Annotated in this window: 15 protein-coding genes; 11 read left to right on the forward strand and 4 right to left on the reverse strand. The window is 42.9% G+C overall.

Translation table 11 applies throughout. The features are described from left to right. Positions 1–137: 137 nt before the first annotated feature. From JR005_RS08755 to JR005_RS08765, 3 genes are all read right to left on the reverse strand, one after another. The gene (locus tag JR005_RS08755) at positions 138–1421 is read right to left on the reverse strand and encodes a ribonucleotide-diphosphate reductase subunit beta (protein WP_004987419.1); all 1284 of its coding nucleotides are present in this window, start codon (positions 1419–1421) and stop codon (positions 138–140) included. A gap of 141 nt (positions 1422–1562) precedes the next feature. Next, entirely contained in the window at positions 1563–1694 is a 132-nt protein-coding gene (locus tag JR005_RS08760) for a preprotein translocase subunit YajC (RefSeq protein WP_171063255.1), read from the reverse strand. Between the two features lie 57 nt (positions 1695–1751). Further along, entirely contained in the window at positions 1752–4577 is a 2826-nt protein-coding gene (locus tag JR005_RS08765) for a ribonucleoside-diphosphate reductase subunit alpha (protein WP_218664908.1), read from the reverse strand. Between the two features lie 546 nt (positions 4578–5123). On the opposite strand from JR005_RS08765, the gene bfmR reads away from it, so the two are divergent. Together bfmR and bfmS are read left to right on the forward strand one after the other, a co-directional pair. Then, positions 5124–5840, forward strand: a complete 717-nt coding sequence (gene bfmR, locus JR005_RS08770; protein ID WP_004987412.1) for a response regulator transcription factor BfmR — start codon at positions 5124–5126, stop codon at positions 5838–5840. A 42-nt stretch (positions 5841–5882) separates the two neighbouring features. Further along, positions 5883–7544, forward strand: coding sequence for a sensor histidine kinase BfmS (gene bfmS, locus JR005_RS08775; RefSeq protein ID WP_004987410.1), 1662 nt, complete (start codon positions 5883–5885; stop codon positions 7542–7544). 31 nt (positions 7545–7575) lie between these two features. On the opposite strand, the gene JR005_RS08780 is transcribed toward bfmS, so the two are convergent. Next, the gene (locus JR005_RS08780) at positions 7576–7932 is read right to left on the reverse strand and encodes a hypothetical protein (RefSeq protein WP_004987409.1); all 357 of its coding nucleotides are present in this window, start codon (positions 7930–7932) and stop codon (positions 7576–7578) included. 683 nt (positions 7933–8615) lie between these two features. Here JR005_RS08780 and ndhC point away from each other — a divergent pair. The 9 genes from ndhC (at position 8616) to nuoJ (ending at position 18365) form a co-directional block, all read left to right on the forward strand. Next, complete coding sequence (gene ndhC / locus JR005_RS08785) at positions 8616–9167, forward strand: NADH-quinone oxidoreductase subunit A (RefSeq protein WP_004987406.1); 552 nt, start codon at positions 8616–8618, stop codon at positions 9165–9167. Positions 9168–9173: 6 nt separating this feature from the next. After that, positions 9174–9851, forward strand: a complete 678-nt coding sequence (locus tag JR005_RS08790; RefSeq protein WP_004987404.1) for a NuoB/complex I 20 kDa subunit family protein — start codon at positions 9174–9176, stop codon at positions 9849–9851. 87 nt (positions 9852–9938) lie between these two features. After that, on the forward strand, positions 9939–11726 hold the full coding sequence (gene nuoC, locus JR005_RS08795; protein WP_218664909.1) for an NADH-quinone oxidoreductase subunit C/D: 1788 nt from the start codon (positions 9939–9941) through the stop codon (positions 11724–11726). A 12-nt stretch (positions 11727–11738) separates the two neighbouring features. After that, positions 11739–12248: an NADH-quinone oxidoreductase subunit NuoE gene (gene nuoE / locus JR005_RS08800; protein ID WP_004987397.1), complete on the forward strand. Its 510-nt coding sequence runs from the start codon at positions 11739–11741 to the stop codon at positions 12246–12248. After that, positions 12245–13576 carry an NADH-quinone oxidoreductase subunit NuoF gene (nuoF, locus tag JR005_RS08805; protein WP_004987395.1) on the forward strand — a complete coding sequence of 444 codons (1332 nt, stop codon included), beginning with the start codon at positions 12245–12247 and terminating at the stop codon, positions 13574–13576. Before nuoE ends, nuoF begins: the two co-directional genes overlap by 4 nt. Before the next feature lie 11 nt (positions 13577–13587). Continuing rightward, positions 13588–16269 carry an NADH-quinone oxidoreductase subunit NuoG gene (gene nuoG / locus JR005_RS08810; RefSeq protein ID WP_218664910.1) on the forward strand — a complete coding sequence of 894 codons (2682 nt, stop codon included), beginning with the start codon at positions 13588–13590 and terminating at the stop codon, positions 16267–16269. A 3-nt stretch (positions 16270–16272) separates the two neighbouring features. Beyond that, entirely contained in the window at positions 16273–17289 is a 1017-nt protein-coding gene (gene nuoH, locus JR005_RS08815; protein WP_004999025.1) for an NADH-quinone oxidoreductase subunit NuoH, read from the forward strand. A gap of 18 nt (positions 17290–17307) precedes the next feature. Further along, the gene (gene nuoI, locus JR005_RS08820) at positions 17308–17850 is read left to right on the forward strand and encodes an NADH-quinone oxidoreductase subunit NuoI (protein ID WP_004987388.1); all 543 of its coding nucleotides are present in this window, start codon (positions 17308–17310) and stop codon (positions 17848–17850) included. Beyond that, positions 17850–18365: an NADH-quinone oxidoreductase subunit J gene (gene nuoJ, locus JR005_RS08825; protein ID WP_171063253.1), complete on the forward strand. Its 516-nt coding sequence runs from the start codon at positions 17850–17852 to the stop codon at positions 18363–18365. Before nuoI ends, nuoJ begins: the two co-directional genes overlap by 1 nt. Position 18366: the final 1 nt, after the last annotated feature.

Consider the following 18366-nt stretch of genomic DNA (forward strand, 5'->3'; position numbering starts at 1 on the left):
CCTCCAATTAAGTAGTAAAAAAATAGAGCCATTAGGCTCTATTTTTTTGCTTTAGCATAGCTGATTAAATTTGTAACAATCTCGAAATATGTGTCAAAAATCTCACATTATCTGTCATTCAGCGGCGAGATTTTAACTTACCAGCTCAACGCCCCACCAGTCTGATAATCTGTTACACGAGTCTCGAAGAAATTCTTCTCTTTACGCAAATCCATCATCTCAGACATCCATTGGAATGGATTGTTCACACCTGGATACTGTTCAGGTAAACCAAGCTGAGCCAAACGACGGTTACAGATGAATTTTAAATATTCTTCCATCATCGCTGCATTCATGCCTAAAACGCCACGTGGCATCGTGTCACGCGCATATTCGATTTCAAGCAAGGTACCTTCAAGAATCATTTGAATGACTTCTTGTTGGAACTCGGCTGTCCATAAATGTGGATTCTCGATCTTGATTTGGTTAATCATATCGATACCAAAGTTCACATGCATGGATTCATCACGCAAAATGTACTGGAACTGTTCAGAAACACCGTTCATTTTATTACGACGACCCATACTCAAAATTTGACTAAAGCCGCAGTAGAAGAAAATTCCCTCAAGTACACAATAAAATGCAATCAGATTACGTAATAATTGCTGATCAGTTTCAGGTGTACCTGTTTCAAACTTTGGATCACTTAACGATTGCGTATATTTTAGCCCCCAAGCTGCTTTACGCGCCACACTTGGAATCTCATGATACATATTGAAGATTTCGCCTTCATCCATACCCAAAGATTCAATACAATATTGATAAGCATGCGTATGAATCGCTTCTTCAAACGCCTGACGTAAAATGTACTGACGACATTCAGGATTGGTAATTAAACGATAAATTGCCAGAACCAAATTATTGGCAACTAAAGAATCCGCAGTCGAGAAAAAGCCAAGATTACGTTTAATAATAATACGTTCATCTTCAGTCAAGCCATTCTCAGACTTCCATAATGCAATATCATGGTTCATGTTGACTTCTTGCGGCATCCAATGGTTGGCACACCCATCCAGATATTTTTGCCACGCCCATTCGTACTTAAATGGCACTAACTGGTTTAAGTCCGCACGACAGTTGATCATGGCTTTATCATCAACTTGTACGCGATTTGCACCCGTTTCAAGCTCTTCCAGACCCACTGTAATATCCAGATTTTTTAAGGATTCAGATGCTCGAGCCACCGAATCGGTTGAATCTGTTGATCGGCTGGTAGCGGTTCCAGCGGGTTGTACATTTGCCACACGCGGCGATGATGGCTCTGCATCAGATACCAGCGGCGCAGTTGGCGCTTTTTGCGGTTCGACGGGCGCAGACTTGTGTTCAGGTGCAGCCGGTTTTTGCGAATCATCTTCGAAATCGTCCCAACTCAGGATAGACATAATCAAATTCTCTCTTCGTTGTTAATATCTTTATCGACACCTTTCTACGAAGATGCCATTACTATACGCTTATTATGTGTAAGCAAAATTAAGTTTTGTCGATAGATGTTCTAAAATTATTCAATAGAACCTATATCCCCACTACTTATTTTGATTACGCTGTTGATTACGAATCTTAAAAAAAGCGTAAACCATAGGCGCGTAAAAGAATAAAAAGGCAAAAATCAGTACAGCTAGACCTAATGTGTAGTTATGACTGAGATGTAACATGATCTTTACCTTTTATTGTGCAAGGAAATATTGTTCTGATATTTCCTTGCATGCTCGTCATTACTGACAAGCTTCACAGTCTGGATTGTCGATTGAACAAGCCATTGGTACTGGTGCTGCCGTCGTGAAACCATCTTCTGCTGTCACTTCAGACTTTACTTCCTGAGCCACTGCTGCAACAGGGGCTGTAACCGTAGTTGCTTTAACTGCATTTAATGCGCCAGTATTGATGGTGGATTTCTCAGCCGAGGTTGCACCTAAAGCTCGGAGGTAATACGTAGTTTTTAGACCACGTAACCATGCCATTTTATAAGTGATATCCAGTTTCTTACCGTTGGCACCTGCAATATACAGGTTCAGCGACTGTGCCTGATCGATCCATTTTTGACGACGTGAGGCAGCATCCACAATCCAGCGTGGCTCAACTTCAAATGCAGTGGCAAAGATCGCTTTCAGTTCTTCTGGAATACGTGAAATCTTTTGTACTGAACCTTCAAAATGTTTCAGATCATTGACCATCACGCTATCCCAAAGACCACGATCTTTCAATGCGCGAACAAGGTAAGGGTTGATCACGGTGAATTCACCAGAAAGGTTAGATTTCACATACAGGTTTTGGAATGTCGGCTCAATCGATTGAGACACGCCACAAATGTTAGAAATCGTTGCAGTCGGTGCAATCGCCATGACATTTGAGTTGCGCATACCATCTTTTTGCACTTTGGTACGTAAAGTATCCCAGTCCAAACGTTGAGTACGATCCACTTCAAACATACGTTCAGGGCGTGTTTTACCAACAAGGTCTAAAGAGTCGATTGGTAAAATACCTTGATCCCAGAGTGAACCTTTAAAGGTTGAGTAAACACCACGTTCAAGCGCAAGATCACTTGAAGTTTGAATGGCGTAGTAACTAATGACTTCCATCGACTCATCAGCAAAATTAACTGCTTCATCAGAGCCATACGCCAGATTCATTTCGTATAAAGCATCTTGGAAGCCCATGATACCCATGCCAACAGGGCGATGTTTCAGGTTCGAATTTTTGGCTTGTGGTACAGCATAGTAGTTAATGTCGATGACGTTATCGAGCATACGCACGGCTGTTTTGATGGTACGTGCCAATTTTTCACGGTCTAAAGCGCCGCCTTGTACGTGTTGTACAAGGTTGATCGAACCTAAGTTACAGACTGCAATTTCATCCTGATTAGTATTCAGGGTAATTTCAGTACATAGGTTTGATGAGTGAACCACACCTACATGTTGCTGTGGCGAACGCAAGTTACACACGTCTTTAAATGTAATCCACGGATGACCTGTTTCAAACAGCATAGACAGCATTTTACGCCATAAGTCCTGAGCGCGAACTTTCTTGTAAAGGAAGTTTTGCTCTTTAGCAATCGCTTCATAATGCGCATAGCGTTCAGCAAACGCTTGACCTGTTAGATCATGCAAATCTGGAACTTCGGAAGGAGTGAACAATGTCCATTCACCATCTTCAAACACACGTTGCATAAAGAGGTCAGGAACCCAATTGGCGGTGTTCATGTCGTGGGTACGACGACGATCATCCCCTGTGTTTTTACGTAATTCCAAAAACTCTTCGATATCTAGATGCCATGTTTCAAGATACGCACACACCGCACCTTTACGCTTACCACCCTGATTTACGGCAACCGCAGTATCATTGGCGACTTTAAGGAAAGGAACAACACCTTGTGATTTACCATTGGTGCCTTTGATGTAAGAGTTCAGGGCACGTACAGGTGTCCAGTCGTTACCTAAACCGCCTGCCCATTTTGATAACATTGCGTTGTCACGCATGGCTCCATAAATGTTGTAGAGGTCATCACCAATGGTGGTTAAATAACAGCTAGATAATTGCGGACGCAATGTGCCTGAGTTAAATAGGGTAGGCGTCGATGCCATGTAGTCGAAGCTAGACAACAAGTCATAAAACTCGATGGCACGTTCTTCACGATTGGCTTCATTAATGGACAGCCCCATGGAAACACGCATAAAGAACAATTGTGGAAGTTCGTAGCGAATGCCATCTGAGTGAATAAAGTAACGGTCGTATAGTGTTTGTAAACCTAAATAAGTAAACTGATTTGATCGCTCTGGTTTGATTGCTGCTGCAAGTTTGGCAAGATCAAAGTTTAATAATTCTGGGTCGAGTAACTCAAGTTCAACCCCTTTTTTCAGGAAGATTTCAAGCGCATCACTTTCAAGCGTATCTTCAGGTAAACCTAAAAATTCAAGACCTTTGGCAACCAGTTCATTACGCAATAAACGCGCAGTGACATATGTATAATTTGGCTCATGTTCAATGCGGGTACGTGTTGCCATCATCATTGTCGTGGCAATATCGCTCGCTTTCACGCCGTTATATAAGTTTTTAACTGTTTCATCGACAATCGCTTGAACATCAATCCCTTCCAGACCTTCAGCCGCTTTCTCAACTTCTGCTGATAGCGCATCGAGATCTAATGGCTGGAGCTGACCATTAGCATCCGTAATCTGTAAAGTCGGGTGATGATTTGCACCGGCCTGTTGACGGGCATTAGCGCGTTGTTCACGATAGATGACATAGGCACGCGCAACTTTTTGTTCGCCTGTACGCATCAAGGCCAGTTCAACCTGATCCTGAATTTCTTCAATGTGAATCGTACCGCCAGAAGGTAAGCGACGATTGAAAGTATTCATGACCATTTCTGTAAGTTGAGTAATACGGTCGTGAATACGGCTTGAATCTGCACCTTGTTGTCCTTCGACCGCCAGAAATGCTTTACCAATCGCAACGGAAATTTTCTCTGCATCAAATACAGCAACTTCCCCAGTGCGTTTAATCACCTGAAGTTGGCCAGGAGTTGAAGTGATTACGCTCATGTCAGCATAGCTCCATTGTCATCTATAGTTATGTTCATTGGACCGTTTCAATCGGGCAAAAAGGTGGCTCGATATTTGAGGAATAAACACAAGACTTAGTGGTTAGTGTTTGTTTTAAACACAAGATACGGGAATTTTAATCTGATATCAATCTTGACATTTTATTAATTTTTTATTCATTCATTATCTGTCTGATTCTGCGATGCATAGCTTAGCAAAGTCCTAAAAAATTACGTATAGATAACTATGTGGATAACTCAAAAAACAGACATTTACAGGCTTAAAAAGCGGCTATAGAAATAATTTGTTTAATATTTATACGTACTATTTAGCGAATTAAGATAAGTGGTAATTTTTAAACCAAAATAATAAAATCACTGAAAATTCAACAGCTAATAAAATTGCAACAAAATACAACTGGCGTGTATCAGTTTGGTGAACAAGGACTTGTTTACAATGTAAACGTGTGTATATTGCTTTCTATGAAGCATGTCTATCTGTCGGATTTTAAACAGATACACTTAAATATATAAATAGGGGCATTGTATGAGCCAGGAAGAAAAGTTACCTAAGATTCTGATTGTTGAAGATGATGAGCGTCTTGCACGTCTAACACAGGAATATCTGATTCGTAATGGACTAGAGGTTGGGGTTGAAACAGATGGTAATCGTGCAATTCGTCGTATTATCAGTGAACAGCCTGATCTTGTCGTACTCGATGTGATGTTACCTGGTGCAGATGGTTTAACCGTTTGTCGAGAAGTGCGTCCTCATTACCATTCTCCGATCTTGATGTTAACTGCGCGTACTGAAGATATGGATCAGGTTTTGGGTCTGGAAATGGGCGCAGATGATTATGTGGCTAAACCAGTACAGCCTCGTGTATTATTGGCGCGCATCCGTGCTTTGTTACGTCGTACTGATAAAACGGTTGAAGATGAAGTGGCGCAGCGCATCGAATTTGATGATTTGGTCATCGATAATGGTGGACGCTCAGTGACCTTGAATGGTGATCTAGTTGATTTCACCAGTGCGGAATATGACTTACTCTGGCTATTGGCTTCAAATGCAGGCCGTATCCTGTCTCGTGAAGATATTTTTGAGCGTCTGCGTGGGATTGAATACGATGGACAGGATCGTTCGATTGATGTGCGTATTTCACGCATTCGTCCAAAAATTGGCGATGATCCAGAGAACCCGAAACGTATCAAAACTGTGCGTAGCAAAGGCTATTTATTTGTAAAAGAAACCAATGGTATATGAAACATCCATTGTTAGTAAAAATCTCCCAATAAGGTTGATCGAGTGTTTAAACACAGTATCTTCTTACGCATTTATGCTGGTTTGGTGGTCTTGGTTATGTTGGTGGCTTTATTTGGCTACTTGCTGGTTCAGATCATCAATTACCAACGTGCTCAGGAATATCGTGAATCCCTGACGGATGGTATTTCTTTTGTCATCAGTGAAGGTGTTGCTCGACAGCCGGGAGAACAACAAAAACTGGACTGGATTTCAGATGCCTCTGATTTACTTGAACTGCCAATTTATTATGTGGCGTCAAATAAAATTGAGCTTTCCAGAACAGAAAAGAAACGTATTGAAGAACAAAAATCAGTTGTTCGTTATGATGCTGAAAATAGCATTGCTTACGTCATTATTGGTTTGCCCGAAGACAATCAACATTTCCTCTATGTCAAAGTAGATAAAATTGGTGAGCGCCAAATGAAAGCGCTTCCCATCTTTATTTTGGACTACTTGATTTATTATCCAGGTCAGGAAAAAGAATACATTAATCGTATTCAAAAGCATTTTTCTTATCCAATCACCATTCAGGATGTTAAAGATATCCAACTGGATTCTGAGCAAATTGGTCGTTTGCGTCAGGATCAAAGTGTGATGTTGTATAAAGACAGCGCAACGGTACGCGGAACCACGATCTCCATTGTTTCTCCGATGCCGAATAATCCGACTGAGGTTTTGGTTTTAGGTCCAGTGCCTATGTTTAACTGGATGCCATTTCAGTTATCGGCAGGAATTACCCTATTTAGCTTATTTCTGTTGAGTTTAGGGGTTTATGGACTGATCTTACCGCTAGAGAGAAAAATCAGACAGGTACGATTCGCTCTAAATCGCATGAAGTCTGGCGATTTATCTTTGCGAGTGCCTATTGATGGTAGTGATGAGATGGCCAATCTGGCATCGAGCTATAACAATATGTCAGATCATATCCAGCGTTTGATTGAAGCGCAGCGCGAATTGATGCGCGCAGTTTCGCATGAGCTACGAACGCCTGTGGCACGCGTCCGTTTCGGGATGGAAATGCTGGCTGAAGAAGATGATTACAATTATCGGATTCAGCAAATGGAAATGATTGATAAAGATATTGAGGCCTTAAATACCTTAATTGATGAGATCATGACTTATGCCAAGTTAGAGCAGGGGACACCTTCGCTGGATTTTGAGGAAATTGCTCTGATTGATGTGTTGGATCAGGTCGCCGTTGAAACCGAGGCGCTAAAAACTCAAAAAGAAATTGAGCTGATACCCCCGCCGAATTATGTGATAGCAGATGCAGAACGTCGTTATTTGCATCGTGTCGTACAAAATCTGGTGGGTAATGCAGTACGTCATTGTGATCATAAAGTTCGCTTGAGTGGTGGTATCCGCGCAGATGGAAATGCTTTTGTCTGTGTAGAGGATGATGGTTCTGGTATTCCTGAAGAAGATCGGAAACGTATCTTTGAAGCTTTTGCCCGTCTGGATGATAGTCGTACACGGGCTTCAGGTGGCTATGGTTTAGGGTTATCTATTGTGAGTCGGATTGCGTACTGGTTTGGTGGAACCATTAGTGTGGATGAAAGTCCTGATTTGGGTGGTGCGCGTTTTATTATGCTTTGGCCAGCAAAACGCTTTAATCAAAAGCTTAAACAAAAAAATCTGTCAAAACAAAAAGAAAGCACTCATTAGAGTGCTTTCTTTTTGTCTGATTTGAATCAGTTTATTCTTGTAAGGTCGCATCTGGTGCAATTAGGGCTTTGCCTGCGCGTAAACTGGTTAAAGCATCTTGATCAAAATCGATTAAGAGAAAGTTATTTTCTGCATCGATTTTATAACCACTAATAATTTTTTGATCACCATTGATGGTTTCAATACGATATTCATCCGTAATGTTAAGAATACCTTCTAGATTGGTTGTGGTTGATGCGAGATCCTGACGAAACAGGTCATAAATATCACGTAAATCAAAAATTGCATTGTCTGCATCGGGATGCTTTTGCACATATTCTTGAATATGTCGAATGAGCAATTGAGCATAAAGAAAATAGTTTGGCTTATGTGTATAGTGCAGACTCATTGATTTTACTCCTTATTCTTTGTTTTTAGCATACACATTGGCTCAAGGTTGATGTGTATAAAGTTAATTAAAGCATGTAACTGAATTGCAAAGATTTATAGATCTAATTTTATATATTTTCCTCATTTAGAAATTCTGCTTGTTTAATCAGTTTTATTTCAATCCTAATTTGAATTGAAGTAAAAAATACCACTCGAGTTCAGCATGATCTACTTCTCAAAATAGCATGCTCTTTTGAACTTGAGATAGTCTTTTAGAGCTTTAATTTTCAGCAAAATCACCGTTTAATGTAGGCTGATTTTAAGCCAAGTTTGAGGTTGAGGGTATTTCTTGAGAAAATAGCAAAATAATTCAAAAAAATACATGATAAGTGATGGTTAAAGGTGTAATCATGATTTAGGACAAAATTGTCCGAAATATTGGTTAAAATGTAAGAAAATGAAAAAAATAATCATAATATGAGAATTGATTTGATAAACCGATAAATACCAGTGGATTTAGCGTTCAAGCCCTATATTTTCTAAAATTGTCCAAAAAATCATCCTAAAGACTAAGGTACTTCACCTAGCAACAGAAATTAGAAATCAGGTACAATTGGCGGGATTAATTTTATGTTTGGTGTATTTGAAGGCCAATACATACATTCTTTGTTAAATAATAGGCCTGCCAGGAGTTATCCCCGCATGAGTGCCATTACTCCATACGAATGGGCAACTATTGCCTTCGTGATCGGTGTTACATTTCTGTGCGTTTTTATGCTTACCGTTCCCTTGCTCCTAGGGGGTAAATCGTGGGGGCGCGCGAAGCAAGAGCAATTTGAATCAGGTGTTGTGAGCGCAGGTGGGGCACGTATCCGCTTGTCTGCAAAATTTTATTTGGTCGCGATTTTCTTCGTTGTTTTTGACCTTGAAGCACTCTACTTATACGCATGGGCAACCTCTGTCCGTGAAGTGGGTTGGCTTGGTTTTACGACTGTTGTAATTTTTGTTGTCGATTTATTGATTGCTTTGGTTTATGCATTTGCTGTAGGTGCATTGAACTGGGCACCAGCAGATCGTCGTAAATCAGCAGGAATTAAGGCCAAAGTGGGTTCTGCACAGATGAATATTGCTGATATTACCCGCTTCAATTCTATTGAGGAGTTGGTGATGGACCCTACAGGTCACATTCCAGCTCAATCCTCAGGTCGTATGAAGTCTATTTCAGCGACTCAAACCTCATCTGAACAGGAGTAACTCGGGATGAAATATACATTAACCCGTGCGAATCCGAGTGCTGATCAATATCCTTTGCAAGAACGCCAAATTGTCACTGATCCGCTTGAAGAAGAAGTCAATAAAAATGTCTTCATGACCCGTCTGGAAGATGTGATGCATAATGTGGTCAACTGGGGGCGTAAAAACTCAGTCTGGCCATTTAACTTTGGGACTTCATGCTGTTACGTTGAGTATGCAACCACCTTAACAGGTGTCCATGATTTATCACGTTTTGGTGCCGAGGTTATTCGTGCTTCACCGCGTCAAGCTGACTTGATGATTGTTGCTGGAACCTGTTTTGTCAAAATGGCGCCCGTTATTCAACGTCTTTATGAGCAAATGCTTGAGCCAAAATGGGTCATTTCCATGGGAGCTTGTGCAAATTCAGGCGGTATGTACGACATTTATTCGGTTGTACAGGGCGTCGATAAAATTATTCCTGTTGACGTGTACGTCCCAGGTTGCCCGCCTCGTCCTGAAGCATTGATTCAAGCATTAATGCTACTCCAAGACCAAATTCAATTAGAGCGCCGTCCACTTTCTGCCGTAATCGGTGATGATCTTAAGCCAGTGTATAAGCCAAAGATGATGCCAGAACGCGATCGCAAAAATGCTGAGCGTATTGCGGTGAAAAACCTACGCTCTATGGATGAAATTAAATAATTATTCATGATGAAGTTTTGATATATCGACTGGATATGTTTCATCAGAAAAATTGACTGAATTTGTATTAAATAGGAAGCCAAGCCAATGGCTGAAACTGACATTGCTATGCCAGAATCGACTCCAGTTGATTCACGCCCAGCATTTGCAATTGTAGAGGAACTCCAAACCAAGTTTGGTGAAAACTTCTACGTGCAACCGACTTGTGAAGAGTTTCCGACTGTCTGGGTTGAGCGCGCACGCGTACAAGATGTACTGATGTTTTTGCGTAAAGTAGAACGTCCTTATGTGATGTTGTTTGACTTATCGGCGGTGGATGAGCGTTTACGTACCCACCGTGATGGTTTACCTGCATCTGATTTCACGGTGTTCTATCACTTATTATCATTAGAACGTAATAGTGATATTCGTATCAAAGTGGCGCTGAACGAGAATGATATTAACATTCCAACAGCCACCAATATTTGGCCAAATGCCAACTGGTACGAACGTGAAGCTTACGATATGTTCGGGATCAATTTCGAAGGGCATCCGATGCTACGTCGAATCTTGTTGCCAACTTATTGGGAAGGGTATCCGCTGCGTAAAGAGTATTCTGCACGTGCGACTGAATATACGCCTTATATGCAGAACAAAGCCAAGCAGGATTTTGAACAGGAACATTTGCGTTTCGTCCCAGAAGATTGGGGACTAAAACGTGGAAATGCAGATGAAGATTTCATGTTTCTGAACTTGGGGCCTAACCATCCTTCTGCACATGGTGCGTTCCGTGTAGTGTTACAGTTAGATGGTGAAGAAGTCAAAGACTGTGTGCCTGATATCGGTTATCACCATCGTGGTGTGGAAAAGATGGCTGAGCGTCAAACTTGGCACTCGTTCATTCCTTATACCGACCGTGTCGACTACTTGGGTGGTTGTGCGCAAAACATGCCTTATGTTATGGGCGTTGAGCAGCTTGCGGGCATTAAAGTGCCTGAACGTGCGCAATGTATCCGTGTCATGATGTCGGAATTGTTCCGTATCAATAACCACTTGTTATATATCGGTACGGCGATTCAGGATGCGGGTGGTATGACCCCTGTCTTCTATATGTTTGCCGACCGTCAAAAAATCTATGATGCGATTGAAGCGATCACAGGTTTCCGCATGCATCCTGCGTGGTTCCGTATTGGTGGAACAGCGCATGATCTTCCAAACAACTGGCAAAAACTGATTCGCGATATTCTCGAATGGATGCCAAAACGTTTGAAGGAATATCATACCGCCGCACTAAAAAACTCGGTATTTGAAGGTCGTACCCGTAATGTTGCCCAATATGATGCAAAATCTGCATTGGCTTGGGGTATCACAGGTACTGGTTTACGTGCTACAGGTATTGATTTTGATGTACGTAAATATCGTCCATACAGTGGTTATGAAAATTACGATTTTGAAGTGCCACTTGAGTATGAAGGCGATGCCTATGCTCGTGTCATGGTGCATTATCGCGAAATCGAAGAATCGCTCAAAATCGTGAAACAATGTCTGGATAATATGCCATCTGGTCCGTATAAAGCGGATCATCCTCTGGCAGTTCCACCACCGAAAGATAAAACCCTGCAAGATATTGAAACTCTGATTACGCACTTCTTAAGTGTGTCATGGGGACCTGTCATGCCAGCGGGTGAAGCATCTGTGATGGCGGAAGTGGTGAAAGGTGCGTCGAACTATTATTTGACGTCTGATAAATCAACCATGAGTTATCGTACTCGTATTCGTACACCGACCTTTACCCATCTACAGCAAATTCCATCGGTGATTAACGGCAGTCTGGTTTCAGACTTGATCATTTATCTGGCAACCATTGATGTGGTTATGGCCGACGTGGATCGCTAAGGGGTACGCATTATGATGATTTTGACTGATAAAAAGCCACGTGTGAATGTTGAAGGGATTTTGACTGCGGATGAAATCCACGAAATAGAACATCACATTGATCACTATCCGTATCCACGTGCGGCATCATTGGATGCACTGAAGTGCGTACAACGCCGTAATGGCTGGGTAGATGATGCACAGATGAATGCAATCGCGCAGTTATTAACGATTAGCGTTGCAGATTTGGAAGGTGTGGCGACATTTTATAACCGTATTTATCGCCAACCTGTGGGTCGTCACGTAATTTTACTGTGTGACTCGATTGCCTGCTTCTTGATGGGTGCTGAAACTTTGGCTGAAGCGTTCCAACGTGAGCTGGGTATTCAGTATGGTCAAACCACGCAAGATGGCCGTTTTACCTTATTACCAATCTGCTGTTTAGGTAATTGTGATAAAGGCCCAACACTTATGATTGATGAAGATACCCATGGTTTGGTAGATGTATCTTCGGTCAAACAGTTATTGGAGAAGTATGTATGAATACTGAACCAAAACCGATTTATGGCGAAGGTAATCCAGAAACTCATCCACTGACTTGGCGTTTGAGTAAACAGGAACATGTCCGCAATGCCGATGATTACGAAGCTTTAGAGGGTTATCAAGGCTTTAAGAAAGCCATTGAAATGAAACCTGCGGAAGTTTTGGAAGTCATTAAAGCAGCAACGGTCAAAGGCCGTGGTGGTGCAGGTTTCCCAGCAGGGATTAAATGGTCGCTCATGGCACCGAATGATGGTGGTCCACGCTATCTCATCTGTAATGCCGATGAAATGGAACCGGGTACATTCAAAGACCGTTTGTTGATGGAGCGTCTTCCGCACCAATTGATTGAAGGGATGTTAATCGCTGCTTATACCCTAGAGGCAACGCAGGGTTATATCTTTATTCGTGGTGAATATATTGAAGCGGCTCAATACTTAAATGAAGCTTTGGAACAAGTTCGTGCCAAAGGTTATTTGGGTGACAATATTCTGGATACAGGCTGGAATTTTGAGTTGTTTGTTCATACAGGTGCTGGCCGTTATATCTGTGGTGAAGAAACCGCATTGATTAACTCACTGGAAGGTCGTCGTGCTAATCCACGGACTAAACCGCCATTCCCGCAAGTTGCTGGGGCATGGGGTCGTCCAACCATCGTCAATAACGTCGAAACTTATAACAACTTACCCGCGATCATGTTACGTGGGCCTGAGTGGTATATCGGTTTATCTGCGGGTAAATCCAAAGATCCAGGTACTAAAATTTATGGTGCCTCAGGTAAAGTTAAATTCCCAGGACTTTGGGAGTTGCCATTTGGTACGACTGCGCGTGAAGTGATTGAAGACTACGCGGGCGGTATGCGTGATGGACTTAAACTTAAAGCATGGTTACCGGGTGGTGCCTCAACTGACTTTTTAGCAGCTGAGCATATTGATCTTCCAATGGATTCGGAAAGCATCATGAAAGCAGGTTCGCGTTTGGGTACGTGCTTGTTGATGGTGGTGGATGAAACCCAATGTATGGTTTCTGCGGTACGTAACCTTGAAGAGTTCTTTGCGCGTGAATCGTGTGGCTGGTGTACGCCATGCCGTGATGGTTTACCTTGGGCGGTCAAAGCACTGAAAGCACTTGAAAATGGTGAAGGCAAGATGGAAGATATCGAACATTTGTCTGAACTCACCAAAAAGTTGTGGATTGGTAAGACCTTCTGTGCCCACGCACCGGGTGCGATGGAGCCGCTTATGGGCGCACTCAAATATTTCCGTAGCGAGTTTGAAGCAAAAGTGACCAATCGTCCTGTTGCCCAAGCCAGCCACGTAGAACAAGTTTAAGGAATTCGACTATGGCTACAATTCATGTCGATGGAAAATCATATGAAGTCAATGGGTCAGAAAACCTGCTACAAGCATGTTTGTCCCTAGGCATCGACATTCCATATTTTTGTTGGCATCCATCCTTAGGTTCTGTGGGTTCATGTCGTCAATGTGCGGTGACTCAGTATGCAAATGCTGACGATACCCGTGGACGTTTAGTGATGTCATGTATGACACCCGCGGCTGACAATACATTTATTTCAATCGAAGATAAAGAAGCGGTTGATTTTCGTGAGTCAGTGGTTGAATTTTTAATGACCAACCACCCGCACGACTGTCCAGTTTGTGAAGAAGGTGGTCACTGTCATTTACAAGATATGACCGTCATGACAGGTCATGACCGTCGTCGTTATCGTTTTACTAAACGTACGCACTATAACCAAGAGTTGGGTTCGTTTATTGCACATGAAATGAACCGTTGTATCGCGTGTTATCGTTGTGTGCGTTACTACAAAGACTACGCAGGCGGGACTGACTTTGGTGTCTATGCCAATGCTTCGCGTGTGTACTTTGGTCGTCCAGAGTCTGGCACTTTGGAGTCTGAATTTTCAGGTAACCTGACAGAAGTTTGTCCAACAGGTGTATTTACCGATAAAACTCACTCTGAACGTTATAACCGTAAATGGGATATGCAGTATGCACCAAGCGTGTGTCAGGGCTGTTCTTCAGGTTGTAACATTTCTCCGGGTGAGCGTTATGGTGAATTGCGCCGTGTAGAAAACCGTTTTAACGGTGAAGTCAATCAATACTTCCTATGTGATAAAGGTCGCTTTGGTACGGGTTATGTGAACCGTGCAGATCGTCCGCGTCAGCCACAGTTCCGTGTTGGTGAAAAAGTAAGCTCTGTTTCAGTTGATCAGGCACTGGATGAAGTCATCCTAAAACTTCAAGGTAAAAAAGTACTGGGAATCGGTTCTCCACGTGCCAGCCTTGAATCGAACTATGCATTACGTGAGCTAGTCGGACAAGAAAACTACTCAACAGGCCTGTCGCAAAAAGAGCAAAATCTGGTTGAGCTTGCGGCTTCAATCATGCAAACCGAGGGTGTTTACAACCCGAATATGCGTGAAGTTGAAAGCTATGATGCAGTATTGATTTTAGGTGAAGACCTCACTCAAACTGCACCGCGTATGGCATTGTCCGTTCGTCAAGCAGCGAAAAACAAAGCTAAGCAAATGGCGGCAGATCGTCGTACTCCAGACTGGTTAGCAGAACCTGTACAACGTATTGGTCAGGATGAGAAATCTCCGATTTATATTTTGGCAGCGACTCAAACTCGGTTAGCGGATGTAGCAACAGGTGAAGTAGTTGCATCACCAAACGACATCGCGCGTCTTGGTTTTGCAATTGCGGCAGCCGTGAAAGGTGAAACCCTGAATGGTTTAGATGATGATGCCAAAGCCTTTGCTCAAAGCATTGCTGACAGCTTAAAAACTGCGAAAAAACCTTTGGTGATTTCGGGTACCAGCTTACAAGATCCTGCGATTATGGAAGCGGCTGCGCAAGTAGCACAAAATCTAGGCAATGCTGGTCTTACACTGACTGTTCCTGAAGTGAACTCAATGGGTCTGGCATTGTTTGGTGGTCAAAGCTTAGAACAAGCCTTTGCACAAGATTATGACACTGTGGTGATTGTGGAAAATGACTTATTCCGTCGTTTACCTGCACCTCAAGTCAAAGCTGCTCTTGCCAAAGCGCAAACCGTAATTGTGTTGGATCACAGTGAAACTGAGACTGTGAAACAGGCAGATATCGTGCTTTCAGCGGCAAGTTTTGCTGAGGGTGATGGTACAGTGGTGAGTCAGGAAGGTCGTGCGCAACGTTTCTACCAAGTTTATGATCCAAGCTATTACAAGCCAGAGTATGCGATCAAAGAATCTTGGCGCTGGCTGCATGCCATCGAAACAGGACTCAACGGTAAAGCGATTAACTGGACTTTACTGGATGATGTGATTGAATCTGTGGTGAAAAATGTTCCTGTACTCGAAGCGATTCAGGACGTTGCACCAGATGCAGGCTATCGTGTTCATGGTTTAAAAATTGCGCGTGAACCGCGTCGTTATTCAGGTCGTACCGCACTTCGTGCACCAATTTCTGTACATGAACCAAAACAACCTGTGGATGTCGATTCGGCTTTAACTTTCTCGATGGAAGGTTATGTAGGGCCACAAAAAGCATCGTCATTGGTTCCATTTGCATGGGCGCCGGGTTGGAACTCACCACAATCTTGGAATAAATACCAAGATGAAGTCGGTGGTCACTTAAAAGGTGGTGACTCAGGTATTCGTTTATTTGATCGTTTACCCAAACGTCCTGCACGTAGCTTTGTTGCACCAGCAGCGATTACGGTGAATCCTGAAAGTTTCCGTCTGGTTCCAATGCATCACATTTTTGCATCGGGTGAATTTACCATTAAGACACCTGCCATGCAGTCTCGTATTCCTGAAGCAACTTTTGCTTTGGGTGAACAAGATGCAACTCGTTTGAATCTCAAAGATGGTGAACGTATTTCATTACAAGCGGGTGAAACTACAGTGAGCTTACCTGTTCAGGTAATTGAATATTTACCAACGGGTTATATTGGTTATCCAATTGGTTTGGCACCGACAGTGTCTTTGGCCGAACCTGTATCAGTCGCGGTAGGAGTGTAATTCATGCAACAAGAAATTATGCGTCAAACACCGCTTTGGGCTGAGAACTGGCCAATTGCTTATGCTGTGGTTCAAGCCATTGTGATTATGCTGGTAGTGGTTGTGATTGCAGCTTTAATGTCATTTATTGAACGTCGTCTTTTGGCACTCTGGCAAGACCGTTATGGTCCTAACCGTGTGGGTCCGGGCGGGATGTTTCAGATCGTGGCAGATATGCTGAAGATTATGTTCAAGGAAGACTGGACACCAAAGTTTGCCGATAAACTGACGTTTCGTATGGCACCAGCAGTGGCAATGGCAACTGCGGTACTGTCATTTATGGTGATTCCAATCAGTCCGACGCTAGGCGTTGCGGACATGAGTATTGGTCTATTGTTCTTTATGGCAATGGCGGGTATTGCAGTTTATGCGGTGCTGTTTGGTGGTTGGTCATCAAACAATAAATACTCGTTACTGGGTGGTTTACGTTCTGCAGCTCAAACCATTTCTTATGAAGTGTTTTTGGGTATTTCCCTGATGGGCGTTGTTGCCATCGCAGGTTCATTTAACCTGCGTGAAATCGTGGAAGCGCAACGTGATGTTTGGTTCATCATTCCGCAGTTTATTGGCTTTATGGTATTTGTGGTCGCGGGTGTAGCGGTCACGCATCGTCATCCATTCGACCAACCAGAAGCTGAACAAGAATTGGCTGAAGGTTATCACGTTGAATATGGTGGCATGAAGTGGGGGATGTTCTTCGTTGCAGAATACGTGAATATCGTACTGATTTCTGCCTTGATCGTGACCTTATTCTTTGGTGGCTGGCTTGCGCCATTTAACCTTGAAATTCCGTTTGTTCCACCTGTGTTCTGGTTCATTATTAAAACAGCATTTTTTATGATGATGTTTATTTTGGCTCGTGGTTCTTTAATGCGTCCGCGTTATGACCAAGTCATGAACTTTGGTTGGAAAATTTGTTTGCCGCTGGCGTTAGTCAACTTACTCGTGACTGGTGCTGTGATTCTGATGAATCAGGCCTAAGACAGCAGGGAGTACAAAATGTATAAAGTTCTAGCTGGAGTTGGGTCAATCGTTCGTACCTTGTGGATGGTCTTTACCCACATTACGCGTAAACGAGACACAATTCTTTATCCTGAAGTCCCAGCAGAGGAAATTGTACCGCCTCGCTATCGTGGCCGTATTATTCTGACTCGTGATCCAGACGGTGAAGAGCGCTGCGTGGCATGTAACTTGTGTGCAGTGGCTTGTCCAGTCGGCTGTATTTCACTGCAAAAAGCAGAAAAAGAAGACGGACGCTGGTATCCAGAGTTTTTCCGTATCAACTTCTCTCGTTGTATTTTCTGTGGCATGTGTGAAGAGGCGTGTCCAACGACCGCGATTCAGCTTACTCCTGACTTTGAGTTAGGTGAGTACGTGCGTCAGGACTTGGTTTATGAAAAAGAAAATCTATTGATTTCTGGTCCAGGTAAATATCCTGACTATAACTTCTACCGTGTTGCGGGTATGGCAATTGATGGTAAAGGTAAAGGTCAAGCGCAAAAAGAAAGTGCACCTATCGATGTACGGAGTTTATTACCATGATGTGGCCATTTTATTTGATGGCTCTCGTGGCCATTGTCTCTACGATTCGTGTGGTGACCAATGCGAATCCTGTACATGCTTTACTCAGTCTGATTGTTTCATTACTTGCGGTAGCGGGTATCTTCATGATCGTGGGTGCGCCATTTGCTGGTGCGCTTGAAGTGATTGTTTATGCTGGTGCAATTATGGTTCTGTTCGTCTTTGTGGTGATGATGCTGAATTTAGGTCAGCATACTGTGGAACAAGAACGTAAGTGGTTGAGCTCTGAAACATGGGCAGTTCCAGCACTGATGAGCTTTCTGCTCGGTTTGACTTTGGTCTGGATGTTATCAAGTGATTACACGGTACCGGGACAAGTCATGGGTCGTGAAGTGATCGGTCCAAAAGCAGTCGGTCAAGCTTTGTTTACTCATTATTTATTATTGGTTGAAGTTGCCGCGATGTTATTGCTTGCAGCATTAGTTGCAGCATTCCACTTAGGTAAACGTGAACCAAGTGCAGAAGGGGAACTATAAC

This window comes from Acinetobacter sp. Colony158, assembly GCF_019264745.1.
GTDB lineage: Bacteria > Pseudomonadota > Gammaproteobacteria > Pseudomonadales > Moraxellaceae > Acinetobacter > Acinetobacter ursingii.

What these genes read in the sequence shown, in the direction of transcription:
- JR005_RS08755 (WP_004987419.1), bottom strand. Translation starts at nt 1,421, where the DNA reads ATGTCTATCCTGAGTTGGGACGATTTCGAAGATGATTCGCAAAAACCG.
- JR005_RS08765 (WP_218664908.1), bottom strand. Translation starts at nt 4,577, where the DNA reads ATGAGCGTAATCACTTCAACTCCTGGCCAACTTCAGGTGATTAAACGC.
- bfmR (WP_004987412.1), top strand. Translation starts at nt 5,124, where the DNA reads ATGAGCCAGGAAGAAAAGTTACCTAAGATTCTGATTGTTGAAGATGAT.
- JR005_RS08780 (WP_004987409.1), bottom strand. Translation starts at nt 7,932, where the DNA reads ATGAGTCTGCACTATACACATAAGCCAAACTATTTTCTTTATGCTCAA.
- ndhC (WP_004987406.1), top strand. Translation starts at nt 8,616, where the DNA reads ATGAGTGCCATTACTCCATACGAATGGGCAACTATTGCCTTCGTGATC.
- JR005_RS08790 (WP_004987404.1), top strand. Translation starts at nt 9,174, where the DNA reads ATGAAATATACATTAACCCGTGCGAATCCGAGTGCTGATCAATATCCT.
- nuoC (WP_218664909.1), top strand. Translation starts at nt 9,939, where the DNA reads ATGGCTGAAACTGACATTGCTATGCCAGAATCGACTCCAGTTGATTCA.
- nuoE (WP_004987397.1), top strand. Translation starts at nt 11,739, where the DNA reads ATGATGATTTTGACTGATAAAAAGCCACGTGTGAATGTTGAAGGGATT.
- nuoF (WP_004987395.1), top strand. Translation starts at nt 12,245, where the DNA reads ATGAATACTGAACCAAAACCGATTTATGGCGAAGGTAATCCAGAAACT.
- nuoG (WP_218664910.1), top strand. Translation starts at nt 13,588, where the DNA reads ATGGCTACAATTCATGTCGATGGAAAATCATATGAAGTCAATGGGTCA.
- nuoH (WP_004999025.1), top strand. Translation starts at nt 16,273, where the DNA reads ATGCAACAAGAAATTATGCGTCAAACACCGCTTTGGGCTGAGAACTGG.
- nuoI (WP_004987388.1), top strand. Translation starts at nt 17,308, where the DNA reads ATGTATAAAGTTCTAGCTGGAGTTGGGTCAATCGTTCGTACCTTGTGG.
- nuoJ (WP_171063253.1), top strand. Translation starts at nt 17,850, where the DNA reads ATGTGGCCATTTTATTTGATGGCTCTCGTGGCCATTGTCTCTACGATT.